Annotated in this window: 19 protein-coding genes; 10 read left to right on the plus strand and 9 right to left on the minus strand. The window is 72.3% G+C overall.

Going from position 1 to position 21,841, the window contains the following annotated elements; translation table 11 throughout:
• Positions 1–84 precede the first annotated feature (84 nt).
• Positions 85–1,779, plus strand: a complete 1,695-nt coding sequence (locus AC3CCI_RS11010; RefSeq protein ID WP_488627213.1) for an Ig-like domain-containing protein — start codon at positions 85–87, stop codon at positions 1,777–1,779.
• Between the two features lie 135 nt (positions 1,780–1,914).
• On the plus strand, positions 1,915–2,583 hold the full coding sequence (locus tag AC3CCI_RS11015; RefSeq protein WP_488628684.1) for an endonuclease/exonuclease/phosphatase family protein: 669 nt from the start codon (positions 1,915–1,917) through the stop codon (positions 2,581–2,583).
• 184 nt (positions 2,584–2,767) lie between these two features.
• Here the strand turns inward: AC3CCI_RS11015 and AC3CCI_RS11020 are convergent, their stop codons facing one another.
• Entirely contained in the window at positions 2,768–3,046 is a 279-nt protein-coding gene (locus tag AC3CCI_RS11020) for a hypothetical protein (protein ID WP_354594744.1), read from the minus strand.
• Positions 3,047–3,378: 332 nt separating this feature from the next.
• Between AC3CCI_RS11020 and AC3CCI_RS11025 the strand changes: the two genes are divergently transcribed.
• Entirely contained in the window at positions 3,379–4,218 is an 840-nt protein-coding gene (locus AC3CCI_RS11025) for an aldo/keto reductase (protein WP_354594743.1), read from the plus strand.
• A gap of 166 nt (positions 4,219–4,384) precedes the next feature.
• The gene (locus tag AC3CCI_RS11030; RefSeq protein ID WP_488627214.1) at positions 4,385–5,149 is read left to right on the plus strand and encodes a Pr6Pr family membrane protein; all 765 of its coding nucleotides are present in this window, start codon (positions 4,385–4,387) and stop codon (positions 5,147–5,149) included.
• Here the strand turns inward: AC3CCI_RS11030 and AC3CCI_RS11035 are convergent.
• Together AC3CCI_RS11035 and AC3CCI_RS11040 are read right to left on the minus strand one after the other, a co-directional pair.
• A complete protein-coding gene (locus AC3CCI_RS11035) occupies positions 5,080–6,636 on the minus strand; it encodes an FAD-dependent oxidoreductase (RefSeq protein ID WP_488627215.1) in 1,557 nt (518 codons plus the stop codon). The two genes, AC3CCI_RS11030 and AC3CCI_RS11035, sit on opposite strands and share 70 nt — an antisense overlap.
• Before the next feature lie 229 nt (positions 6,637–6,865).
• Positions 6,866–7,663, minus strand: a complete 798-nt coding sequence (locus tag AC3CCI_RS11040; protein WP_488627216.1) for an alpha/beta fold hydrolase — start codon at positions 7,661–7,663, stop codon at positions 6,866–6,868.
• Between the two features lie 716 nt (positions 7,664–8,379).
• Here AC3CCI_RS11040 and AC3CCI_RS11045 point away from each other — a divergent pair.
• Complete coding sequence (locus tag AC3CCI_RS11045) at positions 8,380–9,132, plus strand: NAD(P)H-hydrate epimerase (protein ID WP_488627217.1); 753 nt, start codon at positions 8,380–8,382, stop codon at positions 9,130–9,132.
• A gap of 257 nt (positions 9,133–9,389) precedes the next feature.
• Positions 9,390–10,355: a hypothetical protein gene (locus AC3CCI_RS11050; RefSeq protein WP_488627218.1), complete on the plus strand. Its 966-nt coding sequence runs from the start codon at positions 9,390–9,392 to the stop codon at positions 10,353–10,355.
• A 199-nt stretch (positions 10,356–10,554) separates the two neighbouring features.
• On the opposite strand, the gene AC3CCI_RS11055 is transcribed toward AC3CCI_RS11050, so the two are convergent.
• From AC3CCI_RS11055 to AC3CCI_RS11070, 4 genes are all read right to left on the minus strand, one after another.
• Positions 10,555–12,024 carry an MFS transporter gene (locus tag AC3CCI_RS11055; protein WP_488627219.1) on the minus strand — a complete coding sequence of 490 codons (1,470 nt, stop codon included), beginning with the start codon at positions 12,022–12,024 and terminating at the stop codon, positions 10,555–10,557.
• 555 nt (positions 12,025–12,579) lie between these two features.
• On the minus strand, positions 12,580–14,109 hold the full coding sequence (locus tag AC3CCI_RS11060; RefSeq protein WP_488627220.1) for an MDR family MFS transporter: 1,530 nt from the start codon (positions 14,107–14,109) through the stop codon (positions 12,580–12,582).
• A gap of 122 nt (positions 14,110–14,231) precedes the next feature.
• Entirely contained in the window at positions 14,232–15,110 is an 879-nt protein-coding gene (locus AC3CCI_RS11065) for an ABC transporter permease subunit (RefSeq protein WP_354594735.1), read from the minus strand.
• The gene (locus AC3CCI_RS11070) at positions 15,107–16,069 is read right to left on the minus strand and encodes an ABC transporter ATP-binding protein (RefSeq protein ID WP_488627221.1); all 963 of its coding nucleotides are present in this window, start codon (positions 16,067–16,069) and stop codon (positions 15,107–15,109) included. Before AC3CCI_RS11070 ends, AC3CCI_RS11065 begins: the two co-directional genes overlap by 4 nt.
• A gap of 164 nt (positions 16,070–16,233) precedes the next feature.
• Between AC3CCI_RS11070 and AC3CCI_RS11075 the strand changes: the two genes are divergently transcribed.
• From AC3CCI_RS11075 to AC3CCI_RS11085, 3 genes are all read left to right on the plus strand, one after another.
• Positions 16,234–16,968 carry a DedA family protein gene (locus tag AC3CCI_RS11075; protein WP_354594733.1) on the plus strand — a complete coding sequence of 245 codons (735 nt, stop codon included), beginning with the start codon at positions 16,234–16,236 and terminating at the stop codon, positions 16,966–16,968.
• Positions 16,965–17,684, plus strand: coding sequence for a nucleoside/nucleotide kinase family protein (locus AC3CCI_RS11080; protein ID WP_488627222.1), 720 nt, complete (start codon positions 16,965–16,967; stop codon positions 17,682–17,684). Before AC3CCI_RS11075 ends, AC3CCI_RS11080 begins: the two co-directional genes overlap by 4 nt.
• Positions 17,685–17,796: 112 nt before the next feature.
• Positions 17,797–18,465, plus strand: coding sequence for a histidine phosphatase family protein (locus AC3CCI_RS11085; RefSeq protein WP_488627223.1), 669 nt, complete (start codon positions 17,797–17,799; stop codon positions 18,463–18,465).
• 61 nt (positions 18,466–18,526) lie between these two features.
• Here the strand turns inward: AC3CCI_RS11085 and AC3CCI_RS11090 are convergent, their stop codons facing one another.
• Together AC3CCI_RS11090 and AC3CCI_RS11095 are read right to left on the minus strand one after the other, a co-directional pair.
• Positions 18,527–19,804, minus strand: coding sequence for an FAD-binding protein (locus AC3CCI_RS11090; RefSeq protein ID WP_488627224.1), 1,278 nt, complete (start codon positions 19,802–19,804; stop codon positions 18,527–18,529).
• Positions 19,805–19,919: 115 nt separating this feature from the next.
• Positions 19,920–21,080: a hypothetical protein gene (locus tag AC3CCI_RS11095; RefSeq protein ID WP_488627225.1), complete on the minus strand. Its 1,161-nt coding sequence runs from the start codon at positions 21,078–21,080 to the stop codon at positions 19,920–19,922.
• A 111-nt stretch (positions 21,081–21,191) separates the two neighbouring features.
• Here AC3CCI_RS11095 and AC3CCI_RS11100 point away from each other — a divergent pair, with 111 nt between their 5' ends.
• Complete coding sequence (locus tag AC3CCI_RS11100) at positions 21,192–21,632, plus strand: MarR family winged helix-turn-helix transcriptional regulator (protein ID WP_488627226.1); 441 nt, start codon at positions 21,192–21,194, stop codon at positions 21,630–21,632.
• Positions 21,633–21,841: the final 209 nt, after the last annotated feature.

Raw genomic sequence — 21,841 nt, forward strand, 5'->3', positions numbered from 1 at the left:
ACCCGACCCCTGCGCCGTACCCGAACACGGCGCAGGGGGAGCAGGTCGAGGCGCGCGTCTGACCTACCCGAAAAAGGCACCACCATGCACTCGCTCACCCTCGCGGGGTCTCCCCGTCGCGGGCGGAGGGCCCTGCGCCTGTCCGCCGCCCTGCTCGCCGTGCTGGCCCTGGCCGGAACCGCCGCCCTCACCGGGCCTGCGACCTCCGCCCAGGCCAAGGAGGTCACCGGTGCCGTCACCGACGTGACCGTCTCCCCGACCAACCCCCGTCAGGGTCAGCAGCTGACGACCGAGATCGCCTGGCAGGTGCCCAACGGCACCATGGAGGGTGACACCTTCACGTTGACCCTCAGCGACCACCTCAAGAACCTGCCCACCGGTTTCGCCCTCCGTGACCCGGCGACCGACCAGGTCGTGGCCGAGGCCACGGTCCAGCGGACCGAGCCGTTCGTCGTCACCTTCACCATGACGGCCTACGCCGAGGACCACCTCAACACGAAGGGCTCGGCCTTCGTCCGCTCCGACTTCGAGTCGTCGACCACGCCGTCGGGTGAGCCCACTCCCTTCACCTCGACCACGAACGACGGCGCGACCTTCACCACGGTCGTCACCCCCACGGGCACGCTCCGTGGTTCGGACGTCGTCACGAAGTTCGGCACCTACACCGGCGCCGACCAGGGGCGGCTGACCGCCGAGGACTTCCTCGTCTGGAGCGTCAACACGCCCATGGGGCCGTTCGACTCCGCCACCGTCAGCGACTCCGTCCCCGCCGGCCAGACGTGGGCCTTCGACTGCGACACCGCGGCGTTCACCGAGATCCGCACCAAGGCCGACGGCACCCTCGCCGCACCCGTCGTCGTCACGCCGCTCACGTTCGACTGCACGTCGGCCGGTTACACGGCCACGTGGGGCCCCGAGGCGGACACCGCCCAGTACCGCACCTCCGTGGCCGTGAGCCTTCCCGCCCCGACGGGCACCGCCACCGCACCCCAGACCTTCACGAACGTCGCGACGGGCTCGACCGTCCGTGCGGGCGTGGCGGAGGACAGCCGCGTCAGCGCGTCGAAGACGCAGGCCTCGGCCGGTGGTCAGGGCAGCGGTGACGTGCCCGCGTCCGCCGTGTCCATCACCAAGGACGACGACGCCGGACACGCGGCCGACACCGCCGAGACCGCGGTCCTCCTCGGCGCCGACGGCACCGCCTCCCTCGCCTACCAGGTGACCAACTCCGGAGCCGACGCGCTCGCCGACGTGACCGTCTCGGACGCCGTCGTCGCGAACGGCACCGTCACCGACCTCAGCTGTGACTTCTCGCCGCTCGGCGGCCCGGCGTCGGGCGTGACCTGGGCCGGACCGCTCGCGGTCGGCGCCTCGTTCGACTGCACCGCGGCACTCGGCGGCGTCCAGGCCGGCAGCGTCGACCACCACGACGTCGGCACCGTGACGGCGCGCGGCATCGAGTCCGGTCAGGCCGTGACGGCCTCGAACGCCTGGTTCGCCCGGGTCCCCGCAGCTGCGAGCACGCCCACGACGCCGACGGCCTCGCCGTCGACGCCGGCCGCCGTCGCCGCCCCCGCGGCCGGCCCGACCACGCCGGTCGCGTCCACGCCTCGCGGCACCACGACCGGTCTCGCCTTCACCGGCGCCGAGCTGGCCGGCCCGGTCGGCCTGGCCGCCCTGCTGACCCTGCTGGGAGCCGCGCTCGTCGTCGGCACGCGTCGTCGGGCGGCTCGCGCCGCGACGGCGACCGGTGCCGACCGCTCGAACCACGACGCGTAGCCGACGACGGGGGGTGCCGGGTGCGGCGGACGCGACGTCCGCCGCACCCGGCACCCCCCGTTCGTCCAACCTGCACATGCTCGAAACACTCGTGGACTAGGTTCGCTACTCGTGGATGAACACAACGGACACACCATGCGCGTCGTCAGCTACAACCTGCGCGAGCACACCGCCAAGGGCGAGATCCGATCGCTCGCCGAGGAGAACGACGCCGACGTGCTGTGCCTGCAGGAGGCCGACACGAAGGACATCCCCGACGAGTTCGGCGACTTCGCCCTCGCGGCGTCGACGCAGAACAACCGGTTGGGGCTCGCGGCCTACTACCGACGTTCGCGCTTCGAGCTGCTGGGCACGAACGTGTACGCGCTCAAGAAGTCGATGCACGACCGGGTCATGTCGCCGGCGCACGAGCGTCTGCTGGCCATGCACCTGGCCGACCGGCAGAGCGGGCGCGACGTCCTGATCGGATCGTTCCACGCGGCTCCGCTGACGGCCACCAACGCCCTGCGGAAGAAGCAGGTCGAGTCGGCGCACCGCCTCATGCGCTCGCTCGCGCCGGGCGTGCCGATGCTGATGGTGGGCGACTTCAACTACCCGTGGTTCCACGGAGGTCTGCGCAGGCACATCGAGCGGGACGGCTTCGTGCTGACGCGCAGCTCGACCCCGACCTACCTCGGCTACAAGTACGTCAAGGGCCACTTCGACTTCGCCACGAGCTACGACCTCAAGATCGAGGACGTCGTCACGTTGCCCGCCGGCGTCAGCGACCACCGTCCCATCCTGGTGCGCGCCCAGGGGCTCTGACGGGCCGGTCCCCGACGCCTCCGCGCCGATGCTCCCGGTCCTCCCGTGACGCGACGACGGGCCCGGTCACCTCTCGGTGGCCGGGCCCGTCGTCGTCGGAGGGCGGAGACCGCAGGAGGCGCGGTGCGGCCGTGAGCCCCACCGCGCCTCCTGCAGGTCGTCGCGCCTCGGGCGCCGGGACGGCCTAGGCCGCGAGGGCCAGTTCGCGCGTCTCGACGGTCGAGGCCTGCACGATGGTGCGGCTCGGCTCGTGACGCCAGCTGCGGCCCGGGATGACCCAGCCGGCGGCACCGTGGACGGTGACCGTCGCGCCGGGGCGGACCGCGGCCGCCACGTCGTCGCGCCAGGCGCGGACGGCGAACTCGGTGCCGCGGTCGTCGACGACGACGAACTCGACGAGACGGGCGGTGGTCAGGGTGGGCACGGTCGTGACCGTGCCGGTGATGCTGATGATGTCGTTCATGATGCTCGATTTCGATGTGTGCTCTGTGCTGCGACAGAATCCGTGGGACGACCCGCCGGGTGGGCGGTCGTGGTCCGCCAGGAGGCGGTGGTCGGGCCTGCGGAGACGGCGGCCGGAGAAGTAGGGCAACGACGATCGGTGGTCGTCGTGCGCATCCGGCGAGGTCGTCTCGCGAGGCTTTTCGGGCAGTGAACCGGTGTGGACTCGGTCGTCACCGCACGGGGACCCTGTGAGAAGAGGGGCCCAAGCGACTCATGACTGTAACACGCCCGGGGTACATGCGCCAGGGCTTCCTCGGAAGGCTCGGCGGGGGTCGGTGGTTGGCTCTACACATGACCACGATCCCCACCATCACCCTGAACAACGGAATCCAGATCCCCCAGCTCGGGTTCGGCGTCTACCAGGTCGACCCGGCCGAGACGAAGGACGCCACCCTCACCGCCTTCGAGGTCGGCTACCGCCACATCGACACCGCCGAGATGTACGGCAACGAGGCGGGCGTCGGCGAGGCCATCGCCGAGAGCGGCATCGACCGCGGCGAGATCTTCGTCACCTCGAAGCTCAACAACGGCTTCCATAAGCGTGACGACGCGCTGAAGGCGTTCGACGGCACGCTCGACGCCCTCAAGCAGGACTACGTCGACCTCTTCCTCATCCACTGGCCGCTGCCCGGCATCGACGTCGACTACGTCGAGACCTGGAAGGCCATGGAAGAGATCCACGCCAGCGGACGGGCCAAGTCGATCGGCGTCTCGAACTTCCAGCAGGCGCACCTCGAGCGCATCCTCGACGAGGGTTCGGTCGTGCCGGTCGTCAACCAGATCGAGGTGCACCCGTACCTCACCCAGGACGCCCTCCGCGAGTTCGGCGTCTCGAAGGGCATCCACACCGAGGCCTGGTCGCCCATCGCCCAGGGCGGCGTGCTGAAGGACGAGACCATCACCGAGATCGCCGAGCGCGTCGGCAAGACGACCGCCCAGGTGACGTTGCGCTGGCACATCCAGCGGGGCGACATCGTCTTCCCGAAGTCGGTCACCCGTTCGCGCGTCGAGGAGAACTTCGACCTGTTCGACTTCGAGCTGACGGACGCCGACGTCGCCGCGATCACCGCCCTGAACAAGGACGAGCGCACCGGCCCGAACCCGGACGAGTTCAACTACATCCCCAGCTGATCCCCTGATCGGCACGGTGTCGCGTCACGGCGGCATCGGGCATCGAGGCCGGGCCGACACGTCGTCACGACGCGTCCGCCCGGCCTCGTCGCGTCGGGGCCTCCGTCGAGGGCTAGTACGATCGACGTTCCCCCAGAACACGACCGGACCCGGAGGGCGTGACACGGTGCGACGGACTGTCGGCGTCCTACGCCTGCTCGCGGCCGCCGTCGGCGTGGTCGCGCTCGTCGCCGACTTCGTCTACGTCCTCGGTTTCAGCACCTTCAGCTCGATCAACTACTTCAGCTACTTCACGCAGCAGAGCAACATGGCCAACGTGGTCGTCCTCGCGACCGCGGGGGCGCTCCTGCTCGTCGGTCGACCGGAACCCGGCTGGTTCGCCGCCGTCCACGCCCTGGTCAGCACCTACGTGATCGTGTCGGGCATCGTGTTCGGCATCATCGTCGCCGAGTCGGCGAGCCACGACTACCGCATCGAGGTGCCGTGGTCGAGCCAGCTGCTGCACTTCGTGATCCCGACCTTCGTGCTCGTGGACTGGGTGCTCGCCCCCGACCGGCCCCGGGTGCGCTGGCGCGTGGTCTCGGTCGTCCTGGTCTTCCCGCTGCTCTGGGGCGTCTTCACGATCGTCCGTGGCGCCGACGTCGGCTGGTACCCGTACTTCTTCCTCGATCCGGCCCAGGTGACCTGGCCGGGTGAGTTCGTCCTCTACAACGGCATCGCGCTGGGGACGATCGTCGGGGTGATCGTCGCCCTCGTCGCCCTGAGCCACGTGCGGCCGCACGCCCGAAGGTCGCGGGGCCGCGAGCCGGAGTCGTCGACGCGCACCGCGCCTCCTGCGGTCACGCGACGAGGAGGCGCGGGTCAGGCCGTCGGGTCGGCCGACGGTTCGTCGGTGGGCGCCGGCGACCCCTCGGCCACGAGGTCGAGGTAGGGCGCGAGGCTGCGCATCGCGGCGGCCACGGCGTCGTCGTCGTCGAGGTCGGCGACGGCCGAGGCCGCCTCGCCGCCCGTCAGGGCGAGCAGCAGCGGAGCACCGGTGGCCGGCAGGAGGTTCACGAAGAGCCGGTAGGGCGCCTCGTCGTCGAGCACGGCCCAGACGGTCGCCTGCGTCGACCAGAAGGCCTCGTCGAAGCGCAGCCAGAGCACCTCGCGGGTGCCGACGCCGAGGGCCTCGATCGCGTCGGCGTGCGTGGACGGCAGCTCGGGCGAGAACTCGGGGACCCCGGACTTGAGCACGCCGAGAGGGATCGTCGACACGGCGCGGTCCACCGAGAGCGACTCTCCGGTGGCGAAGCGGAGCCCCACGCCCTGGTCGCCGTACTGCAGACGCACCACGTTGCTGTCGCGCAGCACGTCGAGCCCGTCGAGCAGACCGGCGACGAAGCCGGAGAGGCCGCCCGTGACGAGCGTCGCGCCGGTGGGCAGCAGGTCGGCCGAGGGGGCGTCGCCGAGCGCGGCGGCGGCGAGGTCGTCGGCCCCCGCGCCCCACCGGGCGGGCAGCAGGTCGTCGAGGACGAGCGCGAGCCGGTCGGCGTCCGAGACGCCGTCGGGGCCGGGGACGAAGGAGACCTGGTCGGCCCCGGACCCCGCTAGGGCGTCGGTGACGCTCGTGGCGGCGTCGGCGTCGGCCCCGGTGGTGGTGCCGGTGCCGGTGCCGGTGTCGCTCGAGCCGGCTCGGGCGGAGGCCCAGGACGCCGCCCGGTCGAGCCGGTCGACGGCGTCGCCCGCCGAGTCGACCGTGCCGTCGGACGTGCGGACCTCGAGGGTGTCGTCGAGGGGGCGGGTGCGGACCCGGGCCAGCGCGAGCGCGGCCTCGAGCGCGACCGCCCCCGAGCCCTCGAGCAGACCCACGCCGAGCTCGACCGGGAAGGGCCAGTCGTCGTCGCGGACGCTGTGCACCCGGCCGCCGACCCTGCCCCTGGCCTCGACGACGACGACGTCGTAACCCCGCTCGACCAGCGAACGTGCGGCCGTCGCCCCGGCGATGCCGGCCCCGATGACGGCGATGCGCTCGTCGGTCGCGGCGACCTCGGCGACCTGGGCGGCCACGTCGAAGCCCGACTGACGGGCCCCGTAGACCGTGCCGCCCATCGAGGCGGCCACCGCCTCACCGGCGAAGAAGAGCCGGTCGTCGATCGGGGTGCCGAGCAGGCGGCGATCCGCGTCGGTCGTGCCCGGGGTGAGATGGCTCGTCGCCCCGAGCGCGTAGGGGTCGTCGCCCCACGAACTGCGACGGAAGGCGGCGGGGGCGATCGTCCCCGGCGCAGCGGCGGACGGGCTGGTCGTCGGGGTCGGCGCGGCACCGGTCGGCGACGGACTGCCGGTGGGCGTCGGCGCACCCGTCGTGCAGGCGGTCAGCACGAGGACCGCGGCCCCCGAGACCGAACCCGTCAAGAACGCTCGTCGACTGATGCCCATGGTGCGCCCATTCTCGCAGCCGGGGCGGGCGTCCGCTCGCGTCTCGGCGGGGTACCGGGCCTGGAGCCGCGCCTCCGGGGGGTCCCGCGGTCGTGGGTCGCGCCTCCCGGGGTCATCAGTGGTCGTCGGTCGGGCCTCCCGGAGCGGTGGGTCGCGCCTGCCGGGGACGCCCGGGTCGCGAGTCGCGCCTCCCAGGGCCCGCCGCGCCTCCTGGCCGTGTCGACGGCCGTCAGGCGTCGACGGTCTCGAGGAACGTGCGCAGCAGGTCGGTCACCTGGTCGACGGGCAGGAGGGACGACGCGTGGTCCTGGCCGACGAGCGAGTAGAAGACGGCGGCGGGCATGCGCCGCGCGGCCTCTTGCGACTCGCGGTGACGGTCGACGTCACGCGTGCCCGCGAGCAGGAGCGTCGGGACCTCGACCGAGTCGAGCTGCGCCACGGTCAGGCCGCCACCCGTCTCGGCGGCTGTGAAGAACGCGGCCAGGGCGGCCGGGTCGTCCTGCATGAAGGCGAGACGCGTCTCGGGGTCGATGGGGCGGCCGATCGTCTCACCCCAACGGTCGACGAAGCGGGCCATGCCGCCGGTCGTGAGCGCGTCGTGCCAGTCGGGCGTGAAGGTCGCACCGATGTTGCCGTTCATCGGAGCCCAACTGCCACCGATCGTGGTCAGCGTGCGGAGCCTGCCGGGCTCGTTCGCCGCCATCGACAGGCCGATGCGCGCGCCGAACGAATAGCCGACGTAGTGCGCCGGCTCGAGCCCCGTCGCGTCGAGGACGGCGGCGACGTCGCCGCGGTGGAGCTCCATCGAGTACGACCCCGCGTCGTGGGGCTTGCCGCTCTTGCCGTGGCCCCGCATGTCGAGGGCGACCACGGTGAAGTCGCGCTGCAGGTCGCGCAGGTAGCCGAGGCCGCGCCAGGTGCCGCGCGAGAGGCCCGAACCGTGCACGAGCACCAGGGGAGGGCCGTCGCCGTCCACCTCGTAGGCGATCTCGGTGCCGTCGACGGGGTTCGGGGTGCTCGCGCGCATCCGGCCAGTCTGGCAGTGCCCGGTGGTCGGCGCGGGTTGTGGTCGTAGTGCTCGCTGCGCACGTTCTGCGCGTTCTGCTCGTCCGGCCTGCACGCCCTGCACGCTTGCCCGTCTGCGTGTCTGCCTGCCTGTCTGCGTGTCTGCCTGCCTGTCTGTGTGTCTGCCTGTCTGCCTGTCTGCCTGTCTGTGCGCCTGCCTGCCCGCCTGTCTGCCTGCCTGTGTGCCTTCCTGCCTGCCTGCCTCGGGCTCAGCCTGCCGGCCTCTCTGTCTGTCAGCTGGTCGACCCGTGCCTGCACGCCTGTTCGTGAGCGGGCCGAGCTGCCTGCGCGTGTGCGTGCTGACCTCCTCTGCCTGCCCTCCCCCCTCGGCGGCGCCGACCGTCGGCAAGTCCTGCGCCGTGTTCACGATCGGCCGGGTCGACCAGCATCGGCGGCACGGGCTGGGTCGTGGCGGTGGAATTGTCGACCCGGTGGCACCCATCGGCCCTCGGCGGCGCCGACCGTCGGCAATTCCTCCGCCGTGTCCACGATCGGCCGTGTCGACCAGCATCGGCGGCACGGGCTGGGTCGTGGCGGTGGAATTGTCAACCCGGTGGCACCCCCGATCCACCCTCAACCGATTTCTGGGACGGTTTGCCCTGGCAGCGGCTCGGCTCAGCTGCGCCCGAGCGAGGCGACGTCTGGTCGGCCGACGGGTGACCGGGGCAGGCTGGGGTCATGATGGACGCATGGACGGCCGCGCAGATCCGCCAGGCGGAACGTCCTCATCTCGAAGCGGGCGAACCGCTCATGCAACGGGCAGCCGACGGGCTGGCAGGTGTCGTCCGGGAGGTGCTGCACGCTTCTCGTGCTCGCCGTGGGGTCCGTGCCGCCCGCGTGCTGCTGCTCGTGGGCAGCGGCAACAACGGGGCCGACGCCCTCTACGCGGGGGAGTCCCTCGCTCGCGAACTCGTGCCGTCGGGGGGCGTCGTGACCGTGGTGCCCGTGGGGACGCGCATGCACGAGGAGGCATTGGCCGCCGCGCTCGGGGCTGGAGCCGTCCTCGGCGACGTCCCATCCTGGAGCGACCAGGCGGTCGTCTCCGAGATGCTCCCCGGGTACGACGTGGTGCTCGACGGTCTCGTCGGGACGGGCTCTGACGGGCCCGGCTTGCGGGGCGACGCCCTCCGCGTCGTGACGGCCATGCTCGGTGCCGGTACCGGTACCGGTGCCGGTGCCGGTATCGGTACCCGTTCTTCGGATTCGCCGGTCGTGGTCGCCGTGGACGTGCCGAGCGGGATCGGCGTGGACGACGGAGCCGTCCCCGACCCGCTCGTCGTGCTCGCCGCGGACGTCACCGTGACCTTCGGCGGGTGCAAGGTCGGGCTGCTCGTCGCCCCGGCGTCGCGTCTCGCGGGTCGCCTGGTGCTCGTGGACATCGGCATCGGGCCAGACCTGTCACGACTCAGGCCGGCGCTGTGCGCTCCCTGACCCTTGTCACTCCGTCCCGCCACTCCGACCGCGACGGCAACTCCTGACCGCGGTCGACGCCCGCGGGCCGGCCACCACGACCACGGCAGCACCCGGGCGACGGAGGGGAGTTGGCGACAGGGCGACGCATCACGTCGCCGTCGACGTGGCGACCGGGACGCCGACGTCTCCTCCCGAGGGGCGAACGGTCCAACTCCGTGCACAACGGAGGCGCCGCCTCCGCGATCTCGTCGACATCTCCGACACTGTCGCATCCCATGACCACGATCGCCGAACTCGTCGCCTCTGCCGGGGGACTCCTGCACAAACGCGACCTGGTCGCGCACGGGGCCACCGACCGTCACCTGACCAGCGCCGTCCGGTCAGGCAGCGTCAGCAGACCCAGGCGGGGGTGGTACTCGACCTGGCCGAAGGGCGACCCTCGCCACGTGGCGGTGGCTGTCGGCGGTCGGCTCACGGGAGCATCCGCTCTGCACTTGCTCGGGGCCTGGTCGTGGCGTCGGCCGCCCGTCACCGTGTCGGTGCCCCAGACGGCGTCACGCCTCCGGCGACGCCGCGGAGCGAGGGTCGTGTGGGACTCGCTCGACCTGAGCGACCGGGGCTCGACCTGGGCGGTCGATCCTCGTGACGCCCTCGCCCGTGCGGTCATCGACGCCGACTCGTTCGAGGACGCCGTCCTGCTCGTCGACTGGGCCCGCGAGGCGGGCATCGTCTCGGACGACGACGACGCGGCCGAGGTGCTGTCCCGTCTCCGAGCGGACGCCGCCGGGCTCGCGGCCTGGAGCGAAGGAGGCGCGGAAAGCATCCTCGAGAGCGTCGCCGGCACGAGATTCCGACGTGCCGGGCACCACGTCGTGCGACAGGTGCCCATCAAGGGAACGAACAAGGTCATCGACATGGTGGTCGACGGAATCATCGGCCTCGAGACCGATGGGCGGGCCCACCACGCCGATCGGTTCGAGAAGGACCGGGCCAAGGACTCCGACATCGCCCGGAGCGGCCGGATTCCGTTCCGGGCCAGCGCCCGCATGGTCAGGGACCGGTGGCGATCGACTGCGGATGCCGTCGACGCCCTCATCCACATGGCGGGTGGCGCCAGGCCCGTGGCGGAAGTCGGCAACTCCTCGTTGCCGCGGGTGCTCGGGCCCCGGGGGCGCAGGCGCTGGCGCCTCGCCATGCCGCGGCAGGGCATCGGGCAGGAGTTGCCGACGGTCGTGTGCTGACCGAATGGACGGACGCGCGGGGTCTCGGCGGGGCGAGTGCGGGCGGTGGGGAGCTGATGGCGCGAAGTGCTGACGGTGTGACGTGTCGGCGGTACGGGCTGCACCCGACCGCCGGGCACGGACCGATGACACCACGGCCGCATCATCGGCAGGTGGGTGCCGGCCCACCTCGGCGACCCGGAACGCCGGGACGCCGAAGTCAGCCCCGGGGGGACTGCTTCGACGGTGGCACGACCGAGAGGGGAGTCGTGATGGTCTCGAGCGACTTGCGTGCCGCGTCCACGCCGAAGAGAAGGGCGATGACGCCGCCGACGAGCATGACCCCCGCCCCGAGGAAGTACCCGCCGGTCAACGGGCCCCGGTCGCTCCCGTCGCCGATGAGTGCTCCGTACAGGCTGGGCGCGACGGCCCCGACGATCTGGCCGAGGGCGAAGAAGTACCCGATCACCTGACTGCGCAGTTCGAGCGGGAAGATCTCACTGACCGTCAGGTAGGCAGATGACGCTCCTGCCGACGCGAAGAAGAACGAGACGCTCCAGAAGGCGGTCTGGGTCGCCGCGTTCAAGACGTCCGCCTGGAATAGGACGGCGGACACGGCGAGGACGACTGCCGACACGGCGTACGTCAGGAAGATCATCTGGCGCCGTCCCCAACTGTCGAACAGGGGACCGAGCACGAGCGGGCCGAGCAGATTGCCCACGGCGAAGATCAGGAAGAAGTACTGGGTGCTGCTGGGGCTCGTGCCGTAGAAGTTCTGCAGCACCAGCGCGTACGTGAAGAAGATCGCGTTGTAGAGGAACGACTGGGTGATCATCATCGCGGCGCCGACGAAGGTCCGTTTGGGGTAGTCACGCACCAGGGTGCGGATGATCGTCCCGAAGCTGATGCGTCCCGCCGCCACCACCTCGATGGCCTGGTCGTCCGACACCGGCGAGAGGTGATCGGTGCCCTTGTCGCGCTCGACGCGAGCCTCGATGCCGTCGACCGTGGCCTCGGCCTCCTGCTCGCGACCGTGGGTCATCAGCCACCGGGGGCTCTCGGGGATGTGTCGCCGCAGGTAGATGATGGCGAGCCCGAGCACCGGCCCGATGAAGAACCCGATGCGCCAGCCGACGTTCTCGGCGAAGAGGTCGGGGTTCAACAGGAAGATGTTGGCGGTGGCGCCGAGGGCCGCCCCGCCCCAGTAGGTGCCGTTGATCGCGATGTCGACGCGGCCGCGGTACTTCGAGGGGATGAGTTCGTCGATCGCCGAGTTGATCGCGGCGTACTCGCCGCCGATGCCCGCACCGGCGAAGAATCGGAACACGGCCAAGAACGCGAAGTTCGGCGCCAGGCCGGCGATGGCACTCGCCACGAGGTAGATCGCGAGCGTCAGGATGAAGAGCTTCTTGCGCCCCAGGCTGTCCGCCATGCGCCCGAAGATCAGCGCGCCGAACACCTGGCCGACGAGGTAGATCGTTCCCAGCAGGCCGACCTCCGCCGCGGTCAGGCCCAGGTCGGCCTGGAATCCGGCCGACGCCACGATCTGGATCTCGAGCCCGTCGAGCACCCAGGAGAAGCCGAGACCGACGACGATCGACCAGTGGAACCGCGTCCAGGGGAGCCGGTCCATGCGGGCGGGTACCAGGCTCCTGGTCGCTCCGGACGAGGTGGCGGGTGTGCTGGTCATGGGTCGGCCTCCCGGTGATGCGACGACGGGTGCGAGGTGTGCAACTGTGCACGATCTGCACGTGCACGGACGCTACTCGCGCGCGACGTTCCTGTCCGCGAGCGTGCCCGGAGCCCGGCACCGTCCGCCTCGGGCCGGTGCCCGTCGGCAACGCAGGGCTTCCGAGGAGAGACGGGCCGACCGCGGGGCAGTCGCCAGTCGGCGCGCCGCACCGGTCAGGAATTCGCCGCACATCCAGGTCGGCAGGCAGGTCGCCGCGCAGCCGCGCCGACGGCTGATCGTCGGACGGAGGCGCACGTCGGGAACGCAGGACCACAGGGCGGCACGGACCGTGACGGCGGCGACACGAGGCCGACGCCCGTCACGAGTCAGGAGTTGCCGACCGGTGGGGGCTCCGGGTGGGTGTTCGCGCCGGGCGCGGGTGTGGGCACGTGCACCGGCGCCGTTACGGGTGGACGGGCGCCGGGTCCGGCACAGGCGCCCCGTCGTCAGCGGGCGATGACCGACTCGGCCGCCCCGCCGACAGCGGGCGACGACCGACTCGGCGCCCCGGCGTCAGTGGGCGACGACCGGCTCGGCGCCCTCGACCACGGGTGGGCGGCGGACGAAGAACGACCCGACGACGGCGAACACCGAGATGATCGCCCCGACGAGGAAGGCCGCGCGGACGCCCGCTCCCGTCGCCGCGACGCCGACGCCCGACTGGCTGGCGGCGGCGGTGGCGGCGAGCGTCATCACGGTGACGAACACGGCCGTTCCCGCGGCGCCGGCGAGCTGCTGCACCGTGCCGACGATCGCGCTGCCGTGCGAGTAGAGGTTCGACGGCAGCGAGCCGAGGCCCGAGGTGAACAGCGGCGTGAACATGAACGCCAGGCCGATGCTGAGGGCGACGTGCGCCGCCAGCACCATCGGGATGGGCGTCGACTCGGACACCGTCGACATGAACCACAGCACCGCGCTGACGAGCGTCGTGCCGGGCACGAGCAGGACGGTCGGCCCGTAGCGGTCGAACAGGCGGCCGACGACGGGTGAGAGCAAGCCCTGCACGAGACCGCCGGGCAGCAGCAGCAGGCCGGTGGCGAGCGGGTCGAGGCCGTGCACGTTCTGCAGGTAGATCGGCAGCACGATCAGCGTGCCGAAGAGGGCGATCATGCCGACGCCGAGCACCGAGGCCGAGATGGTGAAGGTGCGCGAGCGGAAGGTCCGCAGGTCGAGCAGAGCGCGGTCACGACGCTGCAGCGACCGCTGGCGCAGCACGAAGGCGACCAGCGCCAGGACGCCGACGGCCAGGGGGACCCATGCGGGGACGGCCGCCTCCGCGCCCTCGCCGATCGAGCTGAGCCCGAAGACGATCCCGCCGAAGGCGAAGGCCGAGAGGATCACCGAGGTGACGTCGAGCGGCACCTTCTTCGGCGTGGTGACGTTCTTGACGCGGGCCGCGCCGAGGGCGAGGGCGGCCAGCGCGATCGGCAGCACGAGGATGAACATGAAGCGCCACTCGAGCACGCTCAGGATGACTCCCGAGATCGTCGGCCCGATGGCCGGCGCGACCGAGATGACGATCGAGATGTTGCCCATCGTGCGGCCCCGGGTCGCCGGCGGCACGAGGGTGAGCACGGTCGTCATGAGCAGCGGCATCATGATGGCCGTGCCCGAGGCCTGGACGACGCGGCCGAGCAGCAGCACGCCGAAGCCCGGTGCGACGGCCGAGATGGCCGTGCCGAGGCTGAACAGGCTCATGGCCGTGATGAACACGGGTCGGGTGTTGAAGCGCTGCAGCAGGAACCCCGTGATCGGGATGACCACGGCCATGGTGAGCATGAAGCCCGTGGTCAACCACTGGCCCGCCGTGACCGTGATGCCGAGGTCGCGCGTCAGGCTGGGCAGCGCGACGCCCATGATCGTCTCGTTGAGGATGACCACGAACGCCGACACGAGCAGCAACCCGATGACGAGCTTGTTGCGGGCGTCGGTCGCGGCCTGGCCGCCGTCGGCGCCCGAGGCGTCGGCTCCGTGGGCGTTCGACGTCGAGGTCGGTGACGCGCCCGGGACGGTGGTCGGCGCGGGCGAGAGGTCGTTGCTCAAATGGGGCTCCTCGGAGGTGACGGCGGGTGTGCCTGTGCGGCTGAACGTACGAGACGGTCCGGTTCTTCCCGATCCGTCACGATCGCCGCGCCGTCACCCCGAGGAGGCGCGGTGCGGGTCGGTCAGACGTCGCGTCGCTTCACGAGTGCGAAGGCCACGGCGAAGAGCACGACGACCCAACCGGCCAGGACGAGCAGGGCCGTCCAGGGCTCGAGTGCCCAGGCGCCCTCGGGCACGGGCAGCATGGTCGCGGACCGCCCGTCCACGACGTAGTCGTAGAGGCGAGCGCTGGCGTTCGGCGGGATGATCTCGTTCAGGTTGTAGAGCCACACCGAGTCGTTGGCCGTCATGAAGAGCTGCAGCACGATCGGCAGGACGAACACGATGCCGACGGCGGAGGCGATGGCGCCCGCGCCGTTGCGGATGATGGCGCCCAGGGCGAGGGCCATCATGCCGATGGCCGCGACGGAGACGGCGGCACCCAGGACGGTCTTCCAGAGTGCGACGTCGGCGAAGTCGACCGAGATGTCGTGCAGCGGCAGGATCGCGCTGTTGACGAGGAGCGACACCACGAGCCCGATGAATGACACGACGAACAGGGTCACGGCGACGACGATCAACTTGGCGACCAGGGCGGCACCGCGGCGGGGAACGGCCGTGAAGGTCGAGCGGATCATGCCGGTGCCGAACTCGCCCGTGATGACGAGAGCCCCGAGGATCGAGGCGACCAGCTGACCGAAGACGACGCCGACCGTGACCGACTGCGCCACCACGGCCTGCTGCTGTTCACGCGTCGCGCCGTCGAGGGCGAAGAAGCCGGCGCTGGTCGAGAACAGGGCGCCGAAGGCCACGATGACGGCCACCATGACGGCCAGGCACCACCACGTCGACCGGAGGGTGCGGAGCTTGATCCACTCGCTGCGCAGCACGCCCCCGAAGGAGAGTCTGGAGGCGGGAGGTGCGGGCCGGTCGAGGTGGCGGGTGGGTGTCGTGGCGGTCATCGGGTCGCTCCCTGGGGGGTCTGCGTGTCGGGGGCGACGTGGCTGCCCGACGCCGCGCCTCCTGCGTGGTACTCGACGGAGTCCTGCGTGAGGGTCATGTACGCGTCCTCGAGCGAGCGGACGAGGGGGGTGAGTTCGTGCAGCACGACGCCCGACGAGGCGGCGAGGTCGCCGACCCGCTCGGCGGTGACGCCGCGCAGCTCGACCACGCCGGGCTCGACGGCCGTGACGGCGACGTCGGGGCCCCGCAGCAGCGAGACGAGGTGGTCGGCGTGCGGGCTGCGGACGCGGACGGCGTCGCCCGAGGCCTGCGAGATGACGTCCGCGACGGGGGAGTCGGCGAGCACCTTGCCCCGCCCGAGGACGATGAGGTGGTCGGCGGTCTGCGCCATCTCGCTCATGAGGTGCGACGAGAGGAAGACCGTGCGGCCCTCGCTCGCGAGGAAGCGGGCCAGGGTGCGCACCCAGACGACGCCCTCGGGGTCGAGGCCGTTGACGGGCTCGTCGAGGATCACGGTGGCGGGGTCGCCGAGCAACGCTGCGGCGATGCCGAGGCGCTGACCCATGCCGAGCGAGAAGCCGCCGACCCGCTTCTTCGCCACCGACTCGAGGCCGGTCAGGGCGATCACCTCGGCCACGCGCTTCTTGCCGATGCCGTGCGTGGCACCCATGGCCAGCAGGTGGTCGTGGGCGCTGCGGCCCGTGTGCACGGCCTTGGCGTCGAGCAGGACGCCGACCTCGTGCAGCGGGGCCGCGTGGTCGGCGAAGCGCTTGCCGTTGACCGTCACGCTGCCGCGGGTGGGTCGGTCGAGGCCCACGATCATGCGCATGGTGGTCGACTTGCCGGCGCCGTTCGGGCCGAGGAACCCGGTGACCAGGCCGGGGCGGACCGTGAAGGTGGCGTCGTCGAGTGCGCGCTTGTCTCCGTAGATCTTGGTGAGGTTCCGGGCTTCGATCATCGCGTGCGTCCTGTCGTCGGCATGCTGGGGGGTGTCCGCATCGCCCCAGGCTAGGTGCGTGGCGTGCGCGGGGGCATCCCCCGCCCGGCCGAGACCGCCGGATGACGGCCTGGTCCGCTCGGCGGACGCCGCGCCGCAGGGTCGACCCGTTAGGGTCGTCCCTCATGATCGCCGACGCCCTGCTCGCCGCCCTGCCCGCCTCCACCGGCGGGGGGTTCGTCCTGTTCAACCCGGACGAGTTGCTGCCTGCCCTCGGACCCTGGGCGCTCGCCGGCATCTCGTTGATGGTGTTCGTCGAGTCGGGCGTGCTCTTCCCCTTCCTGCCGGGGGACTCCCTCCTCTTCACGGCGGGCGTGCTGCACGAGGCGCTGGGCCTGCAGGTCTGGGTGATCGCGCTGTGCGCCTTCGTCGCCGCGGTGCTGGGCGACCAGGTCGGGTACCTCCTCGGCAACCGCTTCGGCCGCCGCCTCTTCACGGACGACGCCCGCATCCTCAAGACCGCCTACCTCGAGCGCGCCGAGGCGTTCTTCGCGAAGTACGGGGGCACGAGCCTGATCCTCGGGCGGTTCGTCCCGATCGTCCGCACGTACGTCCCCCTCGCGGCCGGCACGGCGGGCTACCGGTACCCGAAGTTCCTCCTCTTCAACGTCACGGGGGCGTTCCTCTGGGCCGTGGGCATGACCGTCCTCGGGTCGTTGCTCGGCGGCATCCCGTTCATCCGCGACCACATCGACGTGCTCGCCGTCGTGCTCGTCGCGCTCTCGGTGGTGCCGATCGCCCTCCACGCCCTGCTGGCCTGGCGTCGGTCGCGCCGCGAGGCCGCCCTCACCGAACTGCGCACGGCCGACGTCGGCGACGACCCGGGCGCCGTGCCCGGCTCGGCCGGCCGCCCCGAGTGACGGCGACCCCGCTCGGCTCGGTCGACGACCTCGTCGCCCGCGCCCTCGCGGTCCACGCCAGAGCGCAGGAGGCGCGGCTCGGCTCCTCGCCGCACCGCGCGTCGTCCTCCGGGCCGGCTCCGACGCCCGTCCGCACCCTGATCGGCGTCGCGGGCGAACCGGGTGGCGGCAAGAGCACGGCTGCCGCGGCCGTCGTCGAGGGGCTCTCGCGCGTGGGCGTGCGGGCCGTCGTCGTGCCGATGGACGGCTTCCACCTGGCCGGTGCGACGTTGGCCCGGCTCGGCCGCCTCGACCGCAAGGGGGCGATCGACACATTCGACGCCGAGGGCTACCTGGCCCTGCTGCACCGTCTGCGGACGAGCCGGTCGACGGTCTGGGCACCCGAGTACGTCCGCGGGGTCGAGGAGTCGATCGGGGGCGCGATCGAGGTCGACGCGCGCGTCGAGGTCGTGGTCAGCGAGGGCAACTACCTGTTGGCCGAGCTCGCCCCGTGGCCCGACGTGAGGTCGGCGTTCGACGAGGTGTGGTTCGTCGACACCCCGGCCGCGCTCCGGCGACGGTGGCTGGTCGCGCGTCACGTCCGGTTCGGCATGACGCCCGAGGCGGCCGAGGCCTGGGCGGCCGGACCGGACGAGGTCGCCGCCCGGCTGGTCCGCTCCACCCGGGGCCGGGCCGACGCCGTCGTCGACGCGGGCAGCCTCTGGCCCGACGCCTGACCCCGCCGCCCGCCGCCCGCCGGTCCCGCCCAGCCCGATCGCCCGTCGTCGCCCGCCTCGCGCCTCCGCCCCGGGGCGGCGGTGTCGGAGGCCCACCGTAGGGTGGACGATCATGCGCTTGTTGTTGATCCGCCACGGTCAGACGCCCGACAACGTCGAGGGGAAGCTCGGCACCGTCGCCCCGGGGGTCGGGCTCACCGACCTCGGGCGGCGCCAGGCGGAGGCGCTCCCCGCCGCCCTCGCCGACGAGACGATCGGCGCCCTCGCCGTCAGCACGCTCGTCCGCACGCAGCTCACGGCTGCGCCCTTCGCCGACGCCCGGGGGCTCGCCCCCGTGGTGCTCGACGGGCTGCGCGAGGTTAGGGCGGGCGACCTCGAGGGCCGGAGCGACACCGACGCGGTCACGGCCTACGTCGGTCGCGTGTTCTCCTGGACGTCGGGCGACCTCGACGCCCGGGTGCCCGGCTCCGAGGACGGGCACGAGTTCTTCGCACGGTACGACTCCGCCCTCGCCGAGCTCGTCGCGGCGGGCGAGCGCGACGGGCACGAGACGGTCGCCGCCGTCAGCCACGGTGCGGCCATCCGTGCCTGGGTCGGCTCGCGGGCCGTCAACGCCGACGACGAGTTCATCCGTCGGCACCTGCTCGAGAACACGGGCGTCGTCACGCTCGAGGGCACGCTCGACCGCGGCTGGCGTCTGCAGACGTGGCAGGGCCTGCCCGTCGGCGGCGCTGAGCTGCTCGACCTCGACGCCCCCGACCCCACGGGCGAGTCGTACTGACCGCCTCCGTCGTCGTCGGCGAGCAGCGGTCCGAGGCCACGGACGCGACCTCGACGACCGGCTAGGCGAGCAGACGTTCGAGCGCGGGGCCCGAGAACTTGCCGTCGGGGTCGACCTCGCGCACGAGCGCGGCGAAGTCGTCCAGGCGCGGGTAGGCCGCCCGGATCGACGCCGGAGGCAGGGCCGACAGCTTGCCCCAGTGCGGCCGCGGGGTGAACGGGGCCAGCGCCTCCTCGACGCGGGGGATCAGGGCGCCGACCTCGGCCGGGTGCTTCTTCCAGGTGAAGGCGATCGCGAGGCTGTCGCGGGGCGTCGGGCTCAGCCAGAGCGGATCGCCCGCGACCGTGCGGGTCTCGCAGGTGTGGAGGTGCGGACGCAGGGTGTCGCCCAGTCGCTGCACGGCGCGGAGGGCGGCCGGCCCGTCCTCGAGCGCGACGAAGTGTTCGCTCTGCAGCTCGGAGCCCACCGACGGCGTCGCGTCGATGCGGAAGTGCGGCAACCGGTCCGCCCACGAGCCGACGCTGCCGTCCATCGGCGTCGACTTCGTGCCGGTCACCTCGGCGTGCTCGTCGACGGGGGCCGGACGGGCACCCCAGAGCTCGCGGGGCATCGAGACGTCCGCGAGGCCGTCGGGCACGCGTGACTTCACCAGGACCTCGCGGATGCGGTGGTCGAACTCGTGGAAGAAGCTGACGCTGTAGCCCGCGCCGAACACGTCGAGCAGGTGGTCGTCGACGCTGGTCCAGGGCAGGTCGACGTACGTGTCCTGGCGCATCCGGAACCCGGGCTGCACGTCGAGCGTCACCCGCACGACGACACCGAGGGCGCCGAGCGCCACGACGCTGCCGTCGAACGGCGGCTCCCCCCGACGGACGGTGCGCAGCGACCCGTCCGGTCCGACGATCTCGAGCGCCGAGACCGCGCTCGCCAGGCTGCCGAGGCCGAGACCCGAGCCGTGCGTGCCGGTCGCGATCGCCCCGCCCACCGAGATGTGCGGCAGCGACCCCATGTTGAGCAGCGCGAGCCCGTGGCGGTCGAGGTGGCGGGCGACGACGGCGTAGTTCGTGCCCGCACCGACCGTGACGCTGCGACCGTCGTCGGAGATCACCGGGTCGGAGGGCAGGGCCGTCGTCGAGACCAGCAGGCCGCGGCCGTCGGCGACGTCGCTGAACGAGTGACGCGTGCCGAGCGCCCGGATGCGGGGGGCCTCGGCGACGAGTCCGCGGAGCTCGTCGAGCGACGTCGGCGTCACGACCTCGGTCGCGCCGTAGCTGAAGCTGTCCGCCCAGTTGCGCTCGTCGCGTCGGGGCGGCCGGAGGGTCTCGTGCGTCGTCGTCACCGGTCGAGTCTCGCACGAGCTCCGGCCGGGTCGGCCGGGCCGCGACGACCCGAGGAGGCGCGGTGCGCGATCGTCGCCCACCGCGCCTCCTCGTGAGGACCCTCCGGCGGCCGGCTCAGGCCGCGATGCCCTCTTCGTCCTCGCGCACCGTGACGCGCTCGTCCGCGAGCCGGGTGCGACGGACGCTCCAGAGGTGCGTGAGCCCGGCGAGGCCGACGCCCACGGCCAGCCAGAGGGCGAGCGTCAGGCCGGCCCGCCCCCAGCCCTGCCCCGGGAAGTACACGATCGACTGGGTGGCGCGCAGCCAGGCCGAGCCGTTCCAGAAGGCGCCGAGGGCACCGAAGAACGGCGGCACGAGCTGCGACGAGAAGACCCCGCCCGAGCTGGTGAAGTTCAGCATGACGAAGAGCATCGTCAGCGCGGGCGTCGTCCAGTGGCGCAGCAGGGGGTGCAGGCCGATGCCGATCACGACGATCGCCGTGACGTACAGCCAGCTGACGAGGGCCACGCCCCACAGCCCGGTGGTGACGATCCGGTAGACCGGACCGACGACGACCGTGCCGACGGCCGCGACGACGGCCGCGGTCACGACGCCGGCGAGGAGGCGCGAGCCGAGGCCCAGCCGGGCGCTCGCCGCCGAGATGGCCGCGGCACTCGCGTACGCACCGACGCTCAGGGCGACGAGCAGGAAGAACAGCCCCTGGCCCGTGGGGTCGCCCCCGCCGCTCGGCACGACGTCGTCGACCTGCAGGGGCAGGCCGAGCCGGTACGCCACCGGTCCGAAGACCTTCTGCAGGACGTTCGCGGTCGTGTCGGAGGCCGCGGACGAGACGTACAGCGTCGCGTCCGTGGCGCCCACCTCGAACGCCCCCGAGATCTCGCGGCTGGTGATCAGTGCCCGGGCGGCGGCCGGGTCCGCCACCGTGCGGACGTCGAGTGCGTCGGGGTCGGCGTCGTTCAGCTGCTGGGCGAAGACCTCGCTCTGCGCCGAGGAGCCCACGACCGCGACGGGGACGTGGTGCGGGGCCGGGTGGCCGAAGGCTCCGAGGTAGGCCAGGGCCATCCCCGTCGCGAGGAAGAGCGGGATGAGCACGTGCAGGGCCAGGGAGCGCCAGGCCGCGGCGTCGGCGCGCGGACGGCGCGCGACGGTCGGACCCACGTGCTGGTGGCCGCGGTGGAGGCGCGGGTCGGGGCGCGACGCCTCGTCGCGTCGCCCCTCGTCGTCGGGGCGGACCCGGTCGTCGGGTCGGTGCAGGGTCAGGTCGGTGGTCGTCACGGTGCTCCTCGTGGTCGGGGGGGCGCCGTTGCCCGATCGGTCGTACAGTTGCATTATGCAACACAAAACGCCGCTCCGCTGTTCCCGATCACCCGTGGCTAGGCTGGGCGCGTGACGGACCAGCGGGGGCAGCAGGGCATCGACACCGTGTACTCCGAGCTCGAGACGGTGTCGCGACGGGCCGTCGCCCGTGCGCGGCACAAGAGTGCTCCCCTGTCGTTCGTCGAGCACTCGCTCGTCACCTTCATCGCCGCGAACCCGGGGTGCCGGGCCACCGACATCGCCGCGGACTTCGGCCTCAACCGGTCGACCGTGTCGCGTCAGCTCGGCGGGCTGGTCGAATTCGGGCTGGTCGAACCCGGGGAGGCGGCCGGCGGCGAGGGACGGCGGGGCCAGGCCCTCGCCCTGACGGACCGCGGGCGTGACCTGCTGGCCCGGTCCGTCGACGCGAACCGGTCCGCCCTGGCCGATCGACTCGCCGGCTGGACGGCCGCCGAGGTCGACGCGCTCGCCGCGGCGTTGCACCGGCTGAACTCGGCCTTCGTCGACTGACCCGTCGCCCACGATCGGGCCCGGCAGGGCTCCGGGGGCGCGCGACGCGACACCCGTCGCCGCGACCCGCGGGGTCCGCCGCACCGCGCCTCCTGGTTTTCGGGGTACAGATCGTGTGACTCGTGTGACTGACGTCATGTCGTGCGATCGCATGTGAACCCCTGACTGGGGACATGCCGATGACGAGAAACCTTGAGGTGCGGGTTTAC

Source organism: Frigoribacterium sp. CF331, assembly GCF_057787905.1.